Below are 20077 nucleotides of genomic sequence, written 5' to 3' on the forward strand. Positions count from 1 at the left end.
ATTTTTGGACCTGCCTCCCCTTTGGGTCTTTTTATCTCGACTTAAGTTGCCCACATGCTCAAACGCCTTGCCTACCTGGCACTCTTCGCCTGCGCCCCGCTGTATGCGGCGCCGCACCTTGATGATCAACGTTTGCAGCAACTGGCCAACGACCCGTTCTGGCTTTCGCTGGGGCACTACGAATCCGGCAAGTTCAAAGGCTGGCGCAGCTATGTCAGCGACAAGAAATTCTTCCTCGCTCCCGATGGCGCCCACCATCCGGACCAGGAGCTGAAGGCCACTGTCGAGGCGCTGTATGCCCCGGCCAGCCTCGGCGAAAAGCACGCCCAATGCGTTTACCCGGCACGTACACGCTGGCTCAAGGACCAGTTGCACCTGACGGACTTGCCGACGCTGGACTGCAAGGAGTTCAAGCAATGGTTCAAGGACGTCGCCCCCCACAGCGCGGTGATGATCTTCCCGGCGGCCTACCTCAACAGCCCGTCATCAATGTTCGGCCATACCCTGCTGCGCATCGACCAGGCTGACGTGCAGAGCAACAACACCGCCCTGCTCAGCTACGCGATCAACTTTGGCGCCTATATCGAAGGCTCGGACAACAGCATCCTCTACGCCTGGAAGGGCCTGATGGGCGGCTACCCGGGCCTGTTCGCGCTGGTGCCCTACCAGGAAAAACTCTCGGAATACCGTAGCCTGGAGAACCGCGACCTGTGGGAATACCGCCTGAACCTGACCCAGGTCGAGACCGAGCGCATGGTCGAGCACGTGTGGGAACTCAAGCAGATCCAGTTCGACTACTTCTTCTTCGACGAAAACTGCTCCTATCGCCTGCTGGAACTGCTGCAAGTGGCCCGCCCAAGCCTGCGGTTGACCGAACAATTCCCGCTGACCGCGATCCCTACCGACACGGTAAAAGCCGTGAAAGAAGCCGGCCTGGTGGAGAAAATCGATTACCGCCCTTCCCGTGAACGGGAGCTGCTGGAACGCGCCAAGCCGCTGGACAGCGACGAGCAGCAATGGGTGCTGAAGATCAGCGACGACCAGAAACAACTGCAGGACCCGGCGTTCAAGGCTATCGCCAAAGACCGCCAGGCCCTGATCATCGACGCCGCCTACCGCCTTGGCCGCTACCGCGCCAACGGCCTGGAGCGCGACACCGAACGCTCCCAGCGCAGCTTCGAACTGCTGCGGGCGATCAACCAGAACCCGGCGCCGGACCTGAAGATCGAACGCCCCGGCCTGCCCGAAGACGGCCACGAATCCCGCACCTGGCAAGCCGGCATCGGCACCCGGGGCGACAAGGCCTTCGGCGAATACGGCCTGCGCATGGCCTACCACGACCTGAACGACAACGCCGAAGGCTTTCCCTTGGGCGCGCAGATTGAAATCCTGCAAATGAAACTGCGCCAGTACGAAGGCAACCACTGGCAATTGCAGCAACTGGATCTGGCAACCATCCGCTCACTGACCCCACGCAACGAGCTGCTGCAACCGTGGTCGTGGCAAGTCACCGGCGGCCTGGAGCGCGTACCGGGCAAGCATGACGACGAGACACTCGTCAGCCACGTCAACGGTGGCGCGGGCGGCACCTGGCAACTGCGCGACGACGTGCTTGGCTTCGCCCTCGGCACCGTGCGTGTGGAGCACAACAGCGACTTCGGTGAAGCCATCTCCCCGGCTGCCGGGTTCAATACAGGTGTGTTGTGGCGCAACCCGCTGGGCAACCTGAGCCTGGAAGCCAAGGGTGACTTCTTCACCAATGGCGAGGTGCGGCGCAGTATCAGCCTGAATCAACAGTGGGAATTGTCGCGCAACCTGGGGCTGAGACTGAGTGCGCAGCGGGAATACAGCCACCTCGCGACACCGGTGAACGAAGTGATGCTGGAAGTGAAGTGGTATCACTATTAATCCCTGAGCCGTAGATCGTTCCCACGCTCCGCGTGGGAATGCATCCTGTGACGCTCTGCGTCACGACCTTTAAAAGCGGACGCAGAGCGTCCAGAGCGGCATTCCCACGCAGAGCGTGGGAACGATCTCTAATTAGTCCATAAGGAGCTTGCTCCCGCTGGGCTGCGCAGCAGCCCCAAAACCAGACACCTCACCCTCTCTGGAATATCTCAATACCCTGAACAGGGGCCGCTTCGCGCCCCAGCGGGAGCAAGCTCCCTCGCCACAGGGGGCGCGTGATCGCCCGAAGCCGCAGCGTCACACGGTTTTCTCACATCCGTTTCACATACCCCGAACGAATCCACTCCTACACTTCCCCCATCAGCCGTTCAACGGCCAGGGAGCAAGCGATGTGGCGGTACGCTGGAGTGCTGGGCCTGTTGGCCCTGCTGTCGGGTTGCCAATCAACCCATGAGGATTTGCTGGCCAAGGGTTATCCACCCGCCTTCGCCGATGGCTATGACGACGGTTGCAGCAGCGGCCGCCAGGCTGCCGGGGTGATCACCGGGGAATTTCGCAAGAACGTCCCGCGCTACCTGAAAGACCGCACCTACGCCGAAGGCTGGGATGATGGCTTTCGCCAATGCAAGGCCATGCGCGAGAACGAAGACCTGAACGACTACAAGAATCGCCACTGGGACGACCGCGAACGCGCCTGGCAACAGGAAAAAGACCGCGACGCTGCCAGGGCCTTTCGCTCGCAATAGGTCGCTTCCAGACATCCAGCGAAACTTAACCCCTGCGACCATGGCCCAAACTCCATAGCAGGAGAACGTCATGAGTCGAGCTTTCGTCAACGAAGACAGCGCCGCTGCCCAGGCCAGCCAACCGGTGGAACGCCAGGTCAGCGCGCAACCCAATCACCTCACTGCCCGCGGACTTGCACAATTGCAGGCCAGGGTCGCGCAGTTGCAGCATGAGCACAGCGAAGAATCCGCCAAGGGCGAGCAGGCCGATAAACAGCGCCAGGCCGACCTTGAGCGGGATTTGCGTTACTTCAACCAGCGCCTGCAAAGCGCACAGGTGGTGGCGCCGGCAACCTCCACCGACAAGGTGCAAATCGGCAGCTGGGTGACCTTTGCCAACGAACAGGACGAAGAGCAGCGCATTCAGTTAGTGGGCGAAGACCAGGCCGACGCCACGGTGGGCCTGATCAACTGGGGTTCCCCACTGGGCCGCGCTCTGCTGGGTGCACAGGTGGGCGACGAGGTGCTGTGGAGGCGCCCCGTCGGTGATCAGTTGATCGAAATCCTGCGCATCGACCCCGAGGGTTAAACGATGCCCTGGGCCAGCATTGCATCCGCAACCTTCACGAAGCCTGCAATGTTGGCGCCCTTCACGTAGTTGACCCGGCCGTTCTCTTCGCCGTAGTGCACGCACGCATGGTGGATCGACTGCATGATGTTGTGCAGCTTGCTGTCCACTTCACCGGCGGTCCACAGCAGGCGCATGGCGTTCTGCGACATCTCCAGCCCGCTCACCGCCACCCCGCCGGCATTGGACGCCTTGCCTGGCGCGAACAGGATGCCGGCCTCGATAAAGATATCCACCGCCTCCAGGGTGGTCGGCATGTTGGCGCCTTCGGCCACGCAGACGCAGCCATTGCGCAACAGGGTGCGCGCCGCTTCGGCGTCCAGTTCATTCTGGGTGGCGCAGGGCAACGCGATGTCGCAGGCCAGTTCCCAGGGTGCTTTGCCGGCGCGGAATTCCAGGCCGAAACGCGGTGCCAGCTCGCTGATGCGCCCGCGCTGTACGTTTTTCAGTTCAAGCAGTGCCGACCATTGTTCTTCGGTCAAACCGCTTTCGCAGTACAGAGTGCCTTCGGAGTCGGACAAGGAAATCACCTTGCCGCCCAGGTCCATGACCTTGCGCGCCGCGTACTGGGCGACGTTGCCGGAGCCGGAGATGGCCACGCGCTTGCCTTCGACCCGCTCGCCGTTGCGCTTGAGCATTTCTTCAGCGAAGTACACGCAGCCAAAACCGGTGGCCTCCGGGCGAATCAGGCTGCCGCCGTAGCTCATGCCCTTGCCGGTCAGCACCGAGGTGAACTGGTTGCTCAGGCGCTTGTACTGGCCGAACAGGAAGCCGATCTCCCGGGCGCCCACGCCAATATCACCGGCGGGCACGTCCACGTCCGAGCCGATATGGCGATACAGCTCGCTCATGAACGCCTGGCAGAAACGCATCACCTCGGCGTCGCTCTTGCCCTTGGGATCGAAGTCCGAGCCGCCCTTGCCGCCGCCCATGGGCAGCGAGGTCAGGGAGTTCTTGAAGGTTTGTTCGAAGGCGAGAAATTTCAGCACGCCCAGGTTCACCGACGGGTGGAAGCGCAGGCCACCTTTATAAGGTCCGATGGCGCTGTTCATCTGGATCCGGAACCCGCGGTTGACCCGTACTTTGCCCTGGTCATCTTCCCACGACACCCGGAACACAATCGCACGCTCCGGCTCGCAGATGCGCTCCAGGATGCCCGAGTTCAGGTAGTGGGGATTGGCTTCAAGAAACGGCCACAAACTGCGCAGGACTTCTTCCACGGCCTGGTGGAATTCCGGCTGGTCGGGGTCGCGTTTCTTGAGGCGGGCAAGGAAGGATTCAACGGATTCGATCATGAAAAGTCTCGGCAAATTTATTGTCATTAAAGGAGATTTGTCCCGGACTTTATCAATTCATGTCGCACCGCGACAGGGCAAAATGTCGCTTTTGTGAATTTAAATGGTGCATTAGATATAAATACAGGCGTTTTTTGCACCTTAATGAGGATTTCAATCCAGGCCTTGCACCAACAGTTAATCCGCTATCGCAGGCAAGCCAGCTCCTACATTTGATCCAGTGCATCCATGACAATGCGGTCAACTGTGGGAGCTGGCTTGCCTGCGATGCAGACGACGCGGTCCACCTGAAAACACGCAAAAAAAAGCGGAACCCGAAGGCTCCGCTTGTTCAAACCACCAACCCGGATCAGGCCAGCTTCTTGTGCCGTACACGATGCGGCTGGGCAGCAGCTTCGCCGAGGCGTTTCTTGCGATCGGCTTCGTATTCGGTGTAGTTGCCTTCGAAGAACACCGCCTGGGAGTCGTCTTCGTACGCCAGGATGTGAGTGGCCACGCGGTCAAGGAACCACCGATCGTGAGAGATCACAATGGCGGCGCCCGGGAAGTCCAGCAGGGCTTCTTCCAGGGAACGCAGGGTTTCAACGTCGAGGTCGTTTGACGGTTCGTCGAGCAGCAATACGTTGCCGCCTTCTTTCAGGGTCAGGGCCAGGTGCAAGCGACCGCGCTCACCACCGGACAGATCCTTGACGAACTTCTGCTGGTCGCCGCCCTTGAAGTTGAAGCGACCCACGTAGGTGCGCGACGGGATTTCGTAGTTGCCGATACGGATCTGGTCGGAACCGTCGGAAATCTGCTGGAACACCGTCTTGCTGCCGTCGAGGTCGTCGCGGCTCTGGTCAACGCAAGCCAGTTGCACGGTTTCGCCGACTTCGATGGTGCCCGAGTCCGGTTGTTCCTTGCCCATCAGCATGCGGAACAGTGTGGATTTACCCGCACCGTTACCGCCGATCACGCCAACGATGGCGCCTTTTGGCATGGAGAACGACAGGTTGTCGATCAACACGCGGTCGCCGTAGCCCTTGCAGACGTTCTTGAACTCGATGACCTTGTCACCCAGGCGCGGACCGGCCGGGATGTAGATTTCGTTGGTCTCGGAACGCTTCTGGAATTCCTGGGACTGCATCTCTTCGAAACGCGCCAGACGGGCCTTGGATTTCGACTGACGCGCCTTGGCGCCTTTACGCACCCATTCCAGCTCGTCCTTCATGGCCTTTTCATGGGCCGACTGTTGCTTGGATTCGGCGGCCAGACGGTCGGACTTGGCTTCCAGCCAACCGGAGTAGTTGCCCTCGTAAGGGATACCGGCGCCACGGTCGAGCTCAAGGATCCAGCCAGCAACGTTGTCCAGGAAGTACCGGTCGTGCGTGATCGCAACCACGGTGCCCGGGAAGTCGTGCAGGAAATGCTCCAGCCAGGCGACGGAATCGGCGTCCAGGTGGTTGGTCGGTTCGTCGAGCAGCAGCATGTCGGGGGCCGACAGCAGCAGGCGGCACAGGGCCACACGACGCTTTTCACCACCGGACAGGTGTTCAACCTTGGCGTCCCACGCCGGCAGGCGCAGCGCGTCGGCGGCGACTTCCAGCTGGCGGTCCAGGTTGTGACCGTCGGCGGCTTGCAGGATGGCTTCGAGCTTGGCCTGTTCTGCCGCCAGTTTGTCGAAGTCGGCGTCTTCTTCAGCGTAGGCCGCGTAGACCTCGTCCAGGCGGGCCTGGGCGTTCTTGATCACGCTGACCGCTTCCTCGACCACTTCACGCACGGTCTTGGTCGGGTCCAGGATAGGTTCCTGTGGCAGGTAGCCGATGTTCAGGTCGGGCATCGGGCGGGCTTCGCCGTCGAACTCGGTGTCGACGCCGGCCATGATTTTCAACAGGGTGGATTTACCCGAACCGTTGAGGCCGAGCACGCCGATCTTGGCGCCCGGGAAGAAGGACAGAGAAATGTTTTTCAGGATTTCCCGCTTCGGCGGAACAACTTTTCCCAGCCGATGCATGGTGAAGACGTATTGAGCCATGGTGAACCTAGCGTCAGTGACTGATGAATTAAGCGGGCGAAACCCGTGCCAGGCCATGCGCCGCGCGGGCCGTTGATGTCTATCAATGCCTGCGTGCGGTAGATGCCTGATTGTCTGGGGCTGGAACGCCCTCGCGTAACCGGCAAAGCTACCTGAATGCGGGTGGGCAGTCCAGCCAGGCGGGGCTGGCACTTTGCCACAACACAAGGCATGCTAGCCGCCCTCCGGGCGTCCGGCTTATAGTGCACGTCGCGCGCCAGTCCAGCCAAACCGCAGGATCACAGTTTGTCCAACGTAACGCCGCCAACTCCCCTGCGCGCCGCTCATATAGCGCCGGGAGCGCCCCTGCACGGAACCCTGAAGGGCGCATTGGCGACGCTGGTCCTGTTGCTGCTCGCGTTATTGTTCTGGCAACTGCTGGACCAGTTGCAGCAAAACCAGAAAAACCAGCAGCAATACACCATCGACTACAGCGCCGACCTGGCCGAACAGATCAGCCTGAACATGGCCCTCAGTGCGCAGATCGCGCTGAACCTGCTGCCGATCGTCGAACCGCCGCGGGACGCCGAACAGCAACAAATCCTGATGCGCACCTTGCAACGCTCCTTGCCGGAGTTGCGCAGCGTCGCCCTGCTCGCCCCCAGCGGCGCGATGATCAGTGACAGCGCCAGCGACAGCCAGGACAGCGCCTGGCTCGAAGAACTGGTCAAGCGCAGCCACGCCCAGTCCTATTACCTGAGCAACAACAACGACGGCACCGTCATCTACCTGCTGCTGCACCAGCCCAGCGGCGGCACCAAGATGTACTGGGCCTTGCGCCTGGCCCCCAATTACCTGGCCAACCTGACCCGCCAGGATGGCCAGGGCCAGCGCCCGATGTGGGTCATCGAAAACCGCCTGAACCACCGGGTGGTCAGCCGTGACAGCGGGATGCCGGCCCAATGGGCCACCGCGTTGACCCCGGACGAATTGAACAAAAGTGTACTGGTCACGCCCCTGAGCAAGAGCGACTGGCAACTGCGCGGCCTGTTCGACCGCGCCGCCGTGCTGGAGCAACTGCTGCCGGCCTTTATCGGCAAATGCCTGCTGGGCCTGGCCTTCTCGCTGATCCCGGTGATCGTGCTGCTGAACATGCGCCGCCGCCAGCGCCAGGTGCACGAGGGCCGCCGGCGCTACCAGGATATTTTCGAAGGCACCGGCGTGGCCCTGTGCGTGCTCGACCTGTCGGGCCTGCGTGCGTTCTTCGATAGATCCCGACTGCAAACCCGCGAGCAGTTGCAACAGTTGCTGCAAGACAACCCGGAACAGCGCCAGCAACTGCTCAAGGAACTGCGCATCACCGAGGTCAACCAGGTGGCGGTGCGCCTGCTGAATGTCGCTTCTTGCGAGCAGGCCTGGGAGCGCCTGATCGACGCCTGTCCGTCGAGCCCGACCGCCATCGGCAACCAGGTGATCGACGCGGTGCTGACCCAGCAGAAGCAGCTTGAACTGGAAATCCAGCTCAGCGATATCGAAGGCAACGACCAATACCTGTGGCTGGTGATGCGCCTGCCGGAACAACAGGACGACTTCAAGGCCGTGATCCTGAGCATCAGCGACATCACCAGCCGCAAGCTGATCGAGTTGTCACTGGTGGAGCGCGAGAGTTTCTGGTCGGACGTGGTGCGCACCGTGCCCGATCACCTGTATGTGCAGGACGTGATCAGCCAGCGGATGATTTTCAGCAACCACCACCTGGGCCACACCCTGGGCTACAACAAGCCCGAGCTGCAGCAGATGGGCGAGTACTTCTGGGAGATCCTGCTGCACCCCGAAGACGCCGAGCGCTACCACGACCTGCGCCTGCAACAGCGCCAGGCCGGCTACCTGAGCCAGTTGCAGTGCCAGTTGCGCTTTCGCCACCGCAACAACCAATGGCGGCGCTTCGACATCCGCGAACAGGCCCTGGCCCGTGACAAGACTGACCAAGTGACGCGCATCATCGGCGTCGCCAAGGACATCACCGACCAGATCGAAGCCAGTGAATCCCTGCGTGACAGCGAACAGCGCTACCGCATGCTGGCGGAAAGCATCAGCGACGTAATCTTCTCCACCGACAGCAAGCTGGCCCTCAACTACGTCAGCCCTTCGGTGAACGCGGTGCTGGGCTATGACGTCGACTGGATCTTCGAAAACGGCTGGCAATCGACCATCGCCAACCCGCAGCAACTGACCGGTATCTACTCCCTGGTGGAGCAAGTCAGCCGCGCCCTGGACCAACCCGAATCCCTCGCGGCCTTGCGCAACGACGTGCAGACCCAACTGTTCCTGTTCGACTGCCTGCGGGCCGACGGGCGCAAGATCCCCATCGAACTGCGCCTGGTGCTGGTGTGGGACGAACACGGCGCGTTCGAGGGCATCCTTGGCGTGGGTCGCGATATCAGCCAGCAGCGCCGTGCGGAAAAAGACCTGCGCATGGCGGCCACGGTATTCGAACACTCCACCTCGGCGATCCTGATCACCGACCCGGCCGGCTACATCGTGCAGGCCAACGAGGCGTTCAGCCGGGTCAGCGGTTATGCGGTGGCGGACGTGCTCGACCAGTTGCCGAACATGCTCACCGTCGACGAACAGCAGGAAGCCCACCTGCGCTACGTGCTCAAGCAATTGCACCAGCACAGCACCTGGGAAGGCGAAGTGTGGCTCAAGCGCCGCAACGGCGAGCATTACCCGGCCTGGGTCGGAATTACTGCCGTGTTCGATGACGAAGGCGACCTGGCCAGCTACGTGTGCTTCTTCAGTGACATCAGCGAACGCAAGGCCAGCGAGCAGCGCATCCACCGCCTGGCCTACTACGACGCCCTGACCCACCTGCCCAACCGCACGCTGTTCCAGGACCGCCTGCACACCGCGCTGCAATCGGCGGAACGGCAGAAGTCGTGGGTGGTGTTGATGTTCCTTGACCTCGACCGCTTCAAGCCGATCAACGACTCCCTGGGCCACGCCGCCGGCGACCGCATGCTCAAGGAAATGGCCACCCGCCTGCTGGGCTGCGTCGCCGAAGACGACACCGTGGCACGCATGGGCGGCGACGAGTTCACCTTGCTGCTGCAACCGCGGGTCAACCGTGAGATGGCGCTGAACCGGGCGATTCACGTGGCCGAGCAGATTCTGGCCAGCCTGGTGAAGCCGTTTGTGCTGGAGGGCCGCGAGTTCTTCGTCACCGCCAGTATCGGCATCGCCCTGAGCCCGCAGGACGGCAACGAACTCAGCCAGTTGATGAAAAACGCCGACACGGCGATGTACCACGCCAAGGAGCGGGGCAAGAACAACTTCCAGTTCTACCAGGCCGACATGAACGCCAGCGCACTGGAACGCCTGGAGCTGGAAAGCGACCTGCGCCACGCCCTGGAACAGAACGAATTCGTGCTGTATTACCAGCCGCAGTTCAGCGGCGACGGCAAACGTTTGACCGGCGCCGAAGCCCTGCTGCGCTGGCGCCATCCGCGTCGCGGGCTGGTGCCGCCGGGGGACTTCATCCCGGTGCTGGAGGAGTTGGGGCTGGTGGTGGACGTGGGTGACTGGGTGATCAGCGAAGCCTGCCGCCAACTCAAGACCTGGCACCAGAACAAGGTGCGGGTACCCAAGGTCTCGGTCAACATTTCGGCCCGGCAGTTCTCCGACGGGCAACTGGGCGAGCGCATCGCCACCATCCTCAAGGACACCGGCCTGCCGCCGGCGTGCCTGGAGCTGGAGCTGACCGAAAGTATCCTGATGCGCGAGGTCAACGAAGCGATGCAGATCCTCGCCAGCCTGAAAAACCTCGGCCTGAGCATCGCGGTAGATGACTTCGGCACCGGTTATTCATCGCTGAACTACCTCAAGCAGTTCCCCATCGACGTGCTGAAGATCGACCGTACCTTTGTCGACGGCCTGCCGTCGGGTGAGCAGGATGCGCAGATTGCCCGGGCGATTATCGCCATGGCCCACAGCCTGAACCTGGCGGTGATCGCCGAGGGTGTGGAAACCCATGAGCAGCTGGACTTCCTGCGGGAGCACGGTTGCGATGAGGTGCAGGGCTACCTGTTCGGGCGACCGATGCCGGCGAACCGGTTTGAGGCGCAGTTCAGCAATGATGCGCTGTTCATGTTCGATTGAAATCCTCAGGTGATGCTCATGGCCTCATCGCGAGCAAGCCCGCTCCCACATTCGACCGTATTCCACCTGAAGGAACCCGATTGAATGTGGGAGCGGGCTTGCTCGCGAAGGGGCCCGAACAAACACCACCTATCCCCAGATGAGCCCCGCTTGTCCGCGACATGATGTCCTTTCATATGCCATCTAAAACCCATTGGGTTAGAATGCGCTTCTTTTCTGCCCCCGATCCTTGAGGACCGCCATGTTCAGCCGTGATTTGACTATTGCCAAGTACGACGCCGATCTCTTTGCCGCCATGGAGCAAGAAGCTCAGCGCCAGGAAGAGCACATTGAGCTGATCGCTTCGGAAAACTACACCAGCCCCGCCGTGATGGAGGCTCAAGGTTCGGTTCTGACCAACAAGTACGCCGAAGGCTACCCGGGCAAGCGCTACTACGGCGGTTGCGAGTTCGTCGACATCGTTGAGCAACTGGCCATCGACCGCGCCAAGGAACTGTTCGGCGCCGATTACGCCAACGTCCAGCCACACGCCGGCTCCCAAGCCAACAGCGCCGTGTACCTGGCCCTGCTGCAAGCGGGCGACACCATCCTGGGCATGAGCCTGGCCCACGGCGGTCACCTGACCCACGGCGCCAGCGTTTCCTCCTCCGGCAAGCTGTACAACGCCGTTCAGTACGGCATCGACGGCAACGGCCTGATCGACTACGACGAAGTCGAGCGCCTGGCCGTTGAGCACAAGCCAAAAATGATCGTGGCCGGTTTCTCTGCCTACTCGCAGATCCTGGATTTCCCACGCTTCCGCGAAATCGCTGACAAGGTCGGCGCCTACCTGTTCGTCGACATGGCCCACGTGGCGCGGTCTGGTCGCCGCTGGCGTCTACCCGAACCCGGTGCCGTTCGCTGACGTCGTGACCACCACCACCCACAAGACCCTGCGCGGTCCACGTGGCGGCCTGATCCTGGCTCGCGCCAACGCCGAGATCGAGAAGAAGCTGAACTCCGCGGTATTCCCGGGCGGCCAGGGTGGCCCGCTGGAGCACGTGATCGCCGCCAAAGCGATCTGCTTCAAGGAAGCCCTGCAGCCTGAGTTCAAGACCTACCAGCAGCAAGTGGTGAAAAACGCCAAGGCCATGGCCGGCGTGTTCATCGAGCGCGGTTTTGACGTGGTGTCCGGCGGTACTGAGAACCACCTGTTCCTGCTGTCGCTGATCAAGCAGGACATCTCCGGTAAAGACGCTGACGCCGCTCTGGGCAAAGCCTTCATCACCGTGAACAAGAACTCGGTACCGAACGACCCACGTTCGCCGTTCGTCACCTCCGGCCTGCGCTTCGGCACCCCGGCTGTGACCACTCGTGGCTTCAAGGAAGCAGAGTGCAAGGAACTGGCTGGCTGGATCTGCGACATCCTGGCTGACCTGAACAACGAAGCAGTGATTGATTCTGTTCGTGAGAAGGTCAAGGCCATCTGCAAGAAGCTGCCGGTATACGGCGCTTGATTGCAGTTGCTTGAATGAAAAGCCCGGCTCTTGAGCCGGGCTTTTTTATGCCTGAAAACGCTGCTTTCTCAATTTGAAATGACATCAAATGTGGGAGCGGGCTTGCTCGCGAAAGCGCTGTGTCAGTTGATGCATGGGCTGACTGATACACCGCTTTCGCGAGCAAGCCCGCTCCCACATTTTGACTGCGTTTCAAGTCAGGATTGGTAAACCCGCGCAAAGCCTTCGCGAATCTTCTCTTCCGGCAACTCGTCAGCAATAAACACAATCACACTTTCCCGCGTCTCGCCTTCGGCCCATTCGGTATCCCAGTCGAACCCGTAGAGCTTCAGCACGCCCTGGAACACCATGCGCCGGTCTTCCCCGGCAATGTTCAGCACGCCTTTGTAGCGCAGCAATTGCTTGCCGTGGTCTTCCAGCAGCTCGTTCATGAACTCGCTGAGTTTGTCGATATCCAGCGGCTGGTCAGTGCGCAGCACCAGGCTGGAAATACGGTCGATGGACGGCGCCTGGCTCACCGGGCGCAGGCTCATGCCGGCGTTGAGGTTGAAGCCGCGCACATCCAGCAGTTCGGCGAGGTCGATCTTGCCGTGTTCCACCACACGAATCGGCGCCCGGCGGTTGATACGAGTCAGGCGCTCGCTGAGGGCGTCGAAGGTGGCATCGTCCACCAGGTCGCGCTTGCTCACCAGCAGGCGGTCGGCAAACCCGATCTGCGCCTGGGCGATGGTCTGGGTCAGGTGGTGCTCGGCGTGGGCCGCGTCCACCAGGGTGATGATGCCGTCGAGGATGTAGCGCTCGCGCAGTTCTTCATCGATGAAAAAGGTCTGGGCCACGGGGGCCGGGTCGGCCAGGCCGGTGCACTCGATCACCAGGCGGTCGAAGGCGATCTCGCCGCTGTCCAGGCGCTCCAGCAACAGGTACAGGGCCTTGGTCAGGTCAGTGTGGATGGTGCAACACACACAGCCATTGGACAGGGTCATGACTTGCACCGGCTCGCTGCCCAGCAGTTGGGTGTCGATACCGGCGTCGCTGAATTCATTCTCGATCACGGCGATTTTCAAGCCGTGCTCGGCCTTGAGCAGGTGACGCAACAAGGTGGTCTTGCCAGCGCCGAGGAAGCCGCTGAGGACGGTGACGGGAATGGGAGAGGACAAAGAATTCTCCTTGAAGAAACACAAAACAAATGTGGGAGCGGGCTTGCTCGCGAAGGCGGCGTGTCAGTCAGCACAGGCATCACTGAAAGACCGCCTTCGCGAGCAAGCCCGCTCCCACAAGGTATCACCGCAGCCCGAACTACCGGGCTAGCAGCACTTGGGCCCACCCTTGCCGCCGTAACGGGCTTCCTGGCGTTCCCGGAAGAACGCCTTGTAGTCCATCATCGGTTTGTCCGGGTGTTTGGTTTGCATATGCTCGACGTAGGTGTCGTAGTCGGGCATGCCGACCATCAGGCGCGCGGCCTGACCGAGGTATTTACCGAGGCGACTGATGTCATTGAACATGATTGCAATCCTCTATCACGCGTCCGGGATGGCCTGGTATGGCGCTTCTTTATCCGTACGTTCCTTTTTGCCCCAGGCAGCAATGCCGACCTTGAGCGCATAGAACAGGATGCTGAAGACCACGAACAGGAACAGCGCCGTCAGCGTTGCGTTGGTGTAGGCGTTCCAGATCACATGTTGCATCTGGTCGATGCTCTTGGCCGGTGCGAGGATCTGGCCGCCGGCCAGGGCATCGCTGTATTTCTTGGCCAGCGACAGGAAGCCGATCGCCGGGTTGGCGTCGAACAACTTGATGAAGCCTGCGGTCACGGTGCAGATCAGCAGCCATACGGCTGGCAGCATGGTCACCCAGATGTAGCGCTGGCGTTTCATTTTGATCAGCACAACCGTGGCGAGCATCAGCGCGATACCGGCCAGCATCTGGTTGGAGATACCGAACAGCGGCCACAAGGTGTTGATGCCGCCCAGTGGGTCGATCACGCCCTGGTACAGCAGGTAACCCCACATCGCCACACAACCTGCGGTAGCGATCAGGTTGGCCGTCCAGGACTCGGTACGCTTGAGCGCCGGCACGAAGGAGCCGAGCAAATCCTGCAGCATGAAGCGACCGGCACGGGTACCGGCGTCGACCGCAGTCAGGATGAACAGCGCTTCGAACAGGATCGCAAAGTGGTACCAGAACGCCATGGTGTTTTCACCCGGCAGGACGCTGTGCAGGATCTGCGCGATACCCACCGCCAGGGTCGGCGCACCACCGGCACGGGCCAGGATGGTGGACTCACCAATGTCATGGGCCACCGCCTGCAACGCTTCCGGGGTAATTGCAAAACCCCAGCTGCTGACGGTTTGCGCCACAGCCACCACGTCACCGCCGACAATCGCGGCCGGGCTGTTCATGGCGAAGTACACGCCTGGCTCGATCACCGAAGCGGCAACCATCGCCATGATGGCCACGAACGACTCCATCAACATGCCGCCGTAGCCGATGTAACGGGCGTGCCCTTCACTGGCCAGCAACTTGGGCGTGGTGCCCGAGGAGATCAGTGCGTGGAAACCCGAGACCGCGCCACAGGCGATGGTGATGAACAGGAACGGGAACAGGCCGCCCTTCCACACCGGGCCGGTGCCATCGATGAACTGGGTCAGCGCCGGCATTTTCAGGTCGGGCATGGTCACCAGGATGCCAATCGCCAGGGCGATGATGGTGCCGATTTTCAGGAAAGTAGACAGGTAGTCCCGTGGCGCGAGGATCAGCCACACCGGCAACACGGCAGCCACGAAGCCATAACCCACCAGCATCCAGGTGATCTGGATCCCGGTGAAGCTGAAGGCCTTGGCCCACACCGGGTCAGCGGCAATCTGCCCGCCCAGCCAGATCGAACCCAGCAGCAACAGCACGCCGACAATCGAGATTTCACCGATGCGGCCCGGGCGGATGTAGCGCATGTAGATGCCCATGAACATCGCGATCGGGATGGTTGCCATCACCGTGAAGATGCCCCACGGGCTTTCGGCCAGGGCCTTGACCACGATCAGCGCCAGCACCGCGAGGATGATGATCATGATCAGGAAGCAGCCGAACAGCGCGATGGTCCCGGGCACACGGCCCATTTCTTCGCGGACCATGTCCCCCAGGGAACGGCCGTTGCGACGAGTGGACAGGAACAGGACCATGAAGTCCTGCACCGCCCCGGCCAGCACCACGCCGGCGATCAGCCACAACGTGCCGGGCAGGTAGCCCATCTGCGCCGCCAGTACCGGGCCGACCAAAGGCCCTGCGCCGGCGATTGCCGCGAAGTGGTGACCAAAAAGGATGTGTTTGTTGGTCGGCACATAGTCCAGACCGTCGTTGTTCAGCACAGCGGGGGTAGCCCGCAGTGGATCGAGCTGCATCACATGGTTAGCGATGAACAGACTGTAGTAACGGTAAGCAACCAGATAAATGGCCACTGCTGCGACCACGATCCACAAGGCGTTGATCGCCTCGCCGCGGCGCAAGGCCACTACGCCCAGGGCGCACGCTCCTACGATTGCCAGCAGCAGCCAGGGTAGATGGCGTAGCAGGCTATTATTATTTTTCATTTTTATATTCCAGCCAGGGTGGACAGAAAGACAGCCATCCCGAGTTTAGCGCTACTGGCCTCAAAGGCCACCCCCCTACGTTGGTCTAGAGCCTTGCCGGGGCAAAAAAAGCAGAAAAAACCGCCCCATGATGGCGCACGGCTACAATTCCTTTATCCACAGAGGGTTTCACCATGAGCGAACAGCCTTCAGACCGACGCCGTTTCCGACGCATTGCCTTCGATGCCAGGACCGAGCTCACGCAAGACGGCCATGTCTGGCCGGTGCAATTGGTAGATTTGTCGCTCAAGGGCTTGCTGGTGCAACGGCCGCAAGAATGGCACGGCCATCGCTACGAATCGTTCGATGTGGACATTCATCTGGACGCCGAGACCGACGTGAAGATGCAGGTGCGGCTGACCCACGACGATCATGGGCAGCTCGGCTTTGTGTGCGAACACATCGACCTCGACTCCATCAGCCACCTGCGGCGGATAATCGAGCTGAACCTGGGCGATCAGGAAGAGCTGGAGCGGGAATTCGCCGCCTTGCTGGAGATCTGAGCATGTGGGAGCTGGCTTGCCTGCGATGGCGGTGTGTCAGTTTGCATATCAATCAGCTGATACACCGCCATCGCGGGCAAGCCCGGCTCCCACAGGGGGGATGTGTGGCTGGCGACTATTCGAACAGGGCATCCAGCGCCTGCTCCAGGCGCGTTACCCCGATCACTTGCAGCCCCGGTGGCATTTCTTTCGGCGCATTGCCCTTGGGCACGATGGCCCGCTTGAAGCCATGCTTGGCCGCTTCTTTCAAGCGCTCCTGGCCACTGGGCACCGGGCGCACTTCACCCGACAGGCCCACTTCGCCAAACACCAGCAAGTCATGGGGCAACGGCCGGTTGCGCAGGCTGGACATCACCGCCGCCATCAACGCCAGGTCAGACGCGGTTTCCAGCACCTTGACCCCGCCCACCACGTTGAGGAACACGTCCTGGTCATGGGTGGGAATGCCGCCGTGGCGGTGCAATACCGCCAGCAACATCGCCAGCCGGTTCTGGTCCAGGCCCAGGGTGACACGACGCGGGTTGGCCAAGTGGCTGTCGTCCACCAGCGCCTGGACTTCCACCAGCATCGGCCGGGTGCCTTCCCACGTTGCCATCACCACGCTGCCCGGGACTTCTTCCTGGGCACGGGTAAGAAAAATCGCTGACGGGTTGGAGACCTCTTTCAAGCCCCGGTCAGTCATGGCGAACACACCCAGCTCGTTGACTGCGCCAAAACGGTTCTTCACCGCCCGCAACAAACGCAACCGCCCGTCGGACTCGCCTTCGAAATACAGCACGGTGTCGACCATGTGTTCCAGCACTCGTGGGCCGGCCAGCGCGCCTTCTTTCGTCACGTGGCCCACCAGGAAAATCGCCGTACCGCTCTGTTTTGCATAGCGCACCAGCAGCGCGGCACTTTCCCGCACCTGGGACACGCCACCCGGTGCCGATTGCAGTTGTTCGGTAAAAATCGTCTGGATCGAATCGATCACCATCACCTTGGGCTTTTCCAGACGCGCGGTGGCGATGATGCTTTCGATGCAGGTTTCGGTCATCACCCGCAGTTGGTCCTGAGGCAAGCCCAGGCGGCGCGCACGCATGGCCACCTGCTGCTGGGATTCTTCGCCGGTGACATACAACGCCGGCATGCGGCTGGCGATGCTGCACAGGGTTTGCAGCAGGATCGTGGATTTACCGATGCCCGGGTCACCGCCGATCAGTACCACCGAACCATCCACCAGGCCGCCGCCCAGCACCCGGTCCAGTTCACCGGAAGCGGTGGAGAAACGCGGGATTTCTTCGACGCTGACTTCGGCCAGGGTCTTGATCTGGGTTTGTTGCCCGGTCCAGCCGGAACGGCCGCTGGGGGCCACGGCGCCGCCGCTCTCGATCATGGTTTCGGTCAGGGTGTTCCACGCACCGCATTCCGTGCACTGGCCGGCCCACTTGGGAAAGGTCGCGCCGCACTCCGTGCAGCCATACATGCGCTTGGCCTTTGCCATTTGAGAACCTCCAACCGAAAAACCGCGATGATAGCTCAGCGCGGCGCCGGGGTACGGATTTCACCGCTGGCCAAACGTGAAGCGCTGTTACCGATCGGGTCTTCGGCATTCAGATCGGCGCCCTTGGCTTTCAGTTCATCCAGCAGTTCCACGCGCTTGAACAGCCCGGCATACATGGCCGCCGTTTGTCCGGCGCCGTTGCGCTGGTCGGGGTTGCAGTCGGTGGCGAGCAGGCGCTGGGCGATTTTCAGCTCACCCTTGAAGATCGCGCCCATCAAGGCGGTGTTGCCGCGTTTGTCCTGCACGCAGGCATCGGCGCCGGCGGCGAGCAATCGGTCCACGTAGGCACTTTCGCCGTGATAGGCGGCGAGAATCAGCGCCGTGTAGCCTTTTTCATCCTGGGTGTTCAGCGAATAGCCGGATTCGATGAAGGTGTTGAGCATGTCCACGTCGCCACGGCGGGCGGCGTCGAAGTAGTAATCCTGCAGTTGTGCCTTAAGCGCGGCCGAGTCAGCTTGTTCGGCCAATACGCTGAACGACAAACACGCAAGGACAGCGCCTATTAAGATTCGCATGGCAAATTCTCAGTGATGTGCCACCTGTAGGAGCCGGCTTGCCGGCGATGGCGTACTTGTGGGCGCTATCGCCGGCAAGCCAGCTCCTACAGGGAGCGTGGGCGGTTAGTCGGTCAGCTTTTCGGCCAATGCCTTGACGCGGGCCAGGTCGCCCTTGGCCACTTTGGTCACGCCGGTGCCGTACTCCGGATCCGCCTTGTAGAGGAACGACAGGATGATGTGCTTGCTCTCGTCATCGGTGGTGGCCAGGGAGCCGCCGAAGTTGTCGATCAAGTCCTGACGCTCTTTCTTGTTGAACGAACGGTACAGATCGCCGGCCTGCTTGAAGTTCTGCTCACGCTGGATCTTCGCCTGCTGGGTACTGCCCGACACGGCCGACTGGCTGTACCGCGCGGTTTGCGGCTCTTCCCGTGGCAGCAGGCGGCTTGGCTGGTAGTTCACGCCAGTGGTGGTCTTGCCGAAGTTCATCGCGCCATCCTGATTGCCGTTGTTGACGGTCACCCGGGGTGCATTGATCGGCAGTTGCAGGGCGTTTGGCCCCAGGCGGTACATTTGCGTATCGGCATAGGAGAACACCCGGCCTTGCAGCAGGCGGTCTTCCGACGGCTCGATGCCCGGCACCAGGTTGGCCGGCGCCATGGCGACTTGCTCGGTTTCCTGGAAGACGTTGGCCGGGTTGCGGTTCAGCACCATCTGCCCGACTTTGCGCTCCGGTACGTCCGGCCAGATCTTGGTGGCATCCAACGGGTCGAAATCAAACTTGGCCAAGTCTTCCGGTTTCAGCACTTGCACATACAGGTCCCACTTGGGGAAGTCGCCCTTATTGATGTGCGTGACCAAATCATTGGTCATATGGCTGTAGTCACGGCCCTGTACTTCAGTCACTTGTTTAGGATCGAGGTTCTTGATGCCTTGCAGGCTCTTCCAGTGGAACTTGACGTAGTGCACTTCGCCCTTGGCGTTAATCAACTTGTAGGCATGTACACCGTTACCGTCCATTTCCCGGTAACTGGCTGGAGTGCCGGAGTCCGAGTACAACTCGGTCAACGTACGAGTGGACTCCGGAACATGGGAGAAGAAGTCAAAGCGACGGGAATCATCGTCCAGGTTAGTGCGCGGATCGGGTTTAAAGGCGTGAACCATGTCCGGAAACTTGATCGCATCGCGAATAAAGAATGTCGGGAAGTTATTACCGACCAGGTCCCAATTACCTTCGGCGGTGTAGAACTTGGTGGCGAAGCCGCGCGGGTCACGCAGGGTTTCCGGCGAATGGTTGCCGTGAACGACCGCAGAGAAGCGCACAAATACCGGCGTGGCTTCGCCGGCGGCAAACACCTTGGCCTTGGTCAGGTCGCTGAGGTTATCGGTGACGGTGAAAGTACCGTGAGCGCCGGTGCCACGGGCGTGCACAACGCGCTCCGGAATACGCTCGCGATCAAAGCGCTGCAACTTCTGGATCAGTTGCACGTCTTGCAACAGGACCGGGCCATTCGCACCGGCGGTTTGCGAGTTCTGATTGTCACCGACCGCCGCGCCATTATCGCGCGTGAGGTTGGCGGCGTGTACGGACAGCGAAAGAAGACTGGCGCTCACTGCAAACAGCACCTGTCGCGCAGAAATAGGCCCGCGGCTAATAGGGTTTTTCATCGAGGTATCCTCTGGTTTTTTTAGTGCACATTGAGTTGTGCTT

At 61.1% G+C, this 20077-nt stretch carries 13 protein-coding genes and 1 pseudogene; 6 read left to right on the forward strand and 8 right to left on the reverse strand.

From position 1 onward, the window contains the following. Positions 1-54: 54 nt before the first annotated feature. The 3 genes from QF039_RS24970 (at position 55) to QF039_RS24980 (ending at position 3222) form a co-directional block, all read left to right on the forward strand. Positions 55-1908: a DUF4105 domain-containing protein gene (locus tag QF039_RS24970; RefSeq protein WP_307521217.1), complete on the forward strand. Its 1854-nt coding sequence runs from the start codon at positions 55-57 to the stop codon at positions 1906-1908. Between the two features lie 389 nt (positions 1909-2297). Next, entirely contained in the window at positions 2298-2654 is a 357-nt protein-coding gene (locus tag QF039_RS24975) for a hypothetical protein (RefSeq protein ID WP_102369931.1), read from the forward strand. A gap of 70 nt (positions 2655-2724) precedes the next feature. Beyond that, positions 2725-3222 carry a GreA/GreB family elongation factor gene (locus QF039_RS24980; protein WP_177067052.1) on the forward strand — a complete coding sequence of 166 codons (498 nt, stop codon included), beginning with the start codon at positions 2725-2727 and terminating at the stop codon, positions 3220-3222. Here the strand turns inward: QF039_RS24980 and gdhA are convergent. Then, positions 3219-4556, reverse strand: a complete 1338-nt coding sequence (gene gdhA, locus QF039_RS24985) for an NADP-specific glutamate dehydrogenase (protein ID WP_134327343.1) — start codon at positions 4554-4556, stop codon at positions 3219-3221. The two genes, QF039_RS24980 and gdhA, sit on opposite strands and share 4 nt — an antisense overlap. A gap of 349 nt (positions 4557-4905) precedes the next feature. Beyond that, positions 4906-6570 (reverse strand): energy-dependent translational throttle protein EttA, encoded by a 1665-nt coding sequence (ettA, locus tag QF039_RS24990; protein WP_003215833.1) that lies wholly within the window; start codon positions 6568-6570, stop codon positions 4906-4908. A 285-nt stretch (positions 6571-6855) separates the two neighbouring features. Here ettA and QF039_RS24995 point away from each other — a divergent pair, with 285 nt between their 5' ends. Together QF039_RS24995 and glyA are read left to right on the forward strand one after the other, a co-directional pair. After that, positions 6856-10707 carry a bifunctional diguanylate cyclase/phosphodiesterase gene (locus tag QF039_RS24995; protein ID WP_307521222.1) on the forward strand — a complete coding sequence of 1284 codons (3852 nt, stop codon included), beginning with the start codon at positions 6856-6858 and terminating at the stop codon, positions 10705-10707. 241 nt (positions 10708-10948) lie between these two features. Next, positions 10949-12203: pseudogene (gene glyA / locus QF039_RS25000) on the forward strand (serine hydroxymethyltransferase). 197 nt (positions 12204-12400) lie between these two features. Here the strand turns inward: glyA and yjiA are convergent. The 3 genes from yjiA to QF039_RS25015 form a co-directional block, all read right to left on the reverse strand. After that, a complete protein-coding gene (gene yjiA, locus QF039_RS25005; protein ID WP_177021862.1) occupies positions 12401-13360 on the reverse strand; it encodes a GTPase in 960 nt (319 codons plus the stop codon). 147 nt (positions 13361-13507) lie between these two features. Beyond that, the gene (locus QF039_RS25010; protein WP_003176208.1) at positions 13508-13705 is read right to left on the reverse strand and encodes a YbdD/YjiX family protein; all 198 of its coding nucleotides are present in this window, start codon (positions 13703-13705) and stop codon (positions 13508-13510) included. A gap of 15 nt (positions 13706-13720) precedes the next feature. Continuing rightward, the gene (locus QF039_RS25015) at positions 13721-15787 is read right to left on the reverse strand and encodes a carbon starvation CstA family protein (RefSeq protein WP_003215826.1); all 2067 of its coding nucleotides are present in this window, start codon (positions 15785-15787) and stop codon (positions 13721-13723) included. A gap of 173 nt (positions 15788-15960) precedes the next feature. On the opposite strand from QF039_RS25015, the gene QF039_RS25020 reads away from it, so the two are divergent. Further along, a complete protein-coding gene (locus QF039_RS25020) occupies positions 15961-16329 on the forward strand; it encodes a PilZ domain-containing protein (protein ID WP_307521225.1) in 369 nt (122 codons plus the stop codon). Between the two features lie 115 nt (positions 16330-16444). Here QF039_RS25020 and radA read toward each other — a convergent pair whose 3' ends face one another. The 3 genes from radA to QF039_RS25035 all read right to left on the reverse strand — a co-directional run bounded on the left by radA (position 16445) and on the right by QF039_RS25035 (position 20034). Next, positions 16445-17812 (reverse strand): DNA repair protein RadA, encoded by a 1368-nt coding sequence (radA, locus tag QF039_RS25025; protein ID WP_003215821.1) that lies wholly within the window; start codon positions 17810-17812, stop codon positions 16445-16447. A 35-nt stretch (positions 17813-17847) separates the two neighbouring features. Then, positions 17848-18387 (reverse strand): ankyrin repeat domain-containing protein, encoded by a 540-nt coding sequence (locus QF039_RS25030; protein WP_307521228.1) that lies wholly within the window; start codon positions 18385-18387, stop codon positions 17848-17850. 105 nt (positions 18388-18492) lie between these two features. Beyond that, positions 18493-20034 (reverse strand): catalase, encoded by a 1542-nt coding sequence (locus QF039_RS25035; RefSeq protein WP_307521230.1) that lies wholly within the window; start codon positions 20032-20034, stop codon positions 18493-18495. Positions 20035-20077: the final 43 nt, after the last annotated feature.

This window comes from Pseudomonas sp. W2I6, assembly GCF_030815935.1.
In the GTDB taxonomy this organism is placed as follows: domain Bacteria; phylum Pseudomonadota; class Gammaproteobacteria; order Pseudomonadales; family Pseudomonadaceae; genus Aquipseudomonas.

Bases quoted from the DNA above. Each gene is read 5' to 3' on its own strand.
- QF039_RS24970 (WP_307521217.1), top strand. From the start codon at position 55: ATGCTCAAACGCCTTGCCTACCTGGCACTCTTCGCCTGCGCCCCGCTG.
- QF039_RS24975 (WP_102369931.1), top strand. From the start codon at position 2,298: ATGTGGCGGTACGCTGGAGTGCTGGGCCTGTTGGCCCTGCTGTCGGGT.
- QF039_RS24980 (WP_177067052.1), top strand. From the start codon at position 2,725: ATGAGTCGAGCTTTCGTCAACGAAGACAGCGCCGCTGCCCAGGCCAGC.
- gdhA (WP_134327343.1), bottom strand. From the start codon at position 4,556: ATGATCGAATCCGTTGAATCCTTCCTTGCCCGCCTCAAGAAACGCGAC.
- ettA (WP_003215833.1), bottom strand. From the start codon at position 6,570: ATGGCTCAATACGTCTTCACCATGCATCGGCTGGGAAAAGTTGTTCCG.
- QF039_RS25010 (WP_003176208.1), bottom strand. From the start codon at position 13,705: ATGTTCAATGACATCAGTCGCCTCGGTAAATACCTCGGTCAGGCCGCG.
- QF039_RS25015 (WP_003215826.1), bottom strand. From the start codon at position 15,787: ATGAAAAATAATAATAGCCTGCTACGCCATCTACCCTGGCTGCTGCTG.
- QF039_RS25020 (WP_307521225.1), top strand. From the start codon at position 15,961: ATGAGCGAACAGCCTTCAGACCGACGCCGTTTCCGACGCATTGCCTTC.
- radA (WP_003215821.1), bottom strand. From the start codon at position 17,812: ATGGCAAAGGCCAAGCGCATGTATGGCTGCACGGAGTGCGGCGCGACC.
- QF039_RS25030 (WP_307521228.1), bottom strand. From the start codon at position 18,387: ATGCGAATCTTAATAGGCGCTGTCCTTGCGTGTTTGTCGTTCAGCGTA.
- QF039_RS25035 (WP_307521230.1), bottom strand. From the start codon at position 20,034: ATGAAAAACCCTATTAGCCGCGGGCCTATTTCTGCGCGACAGGTGCTG.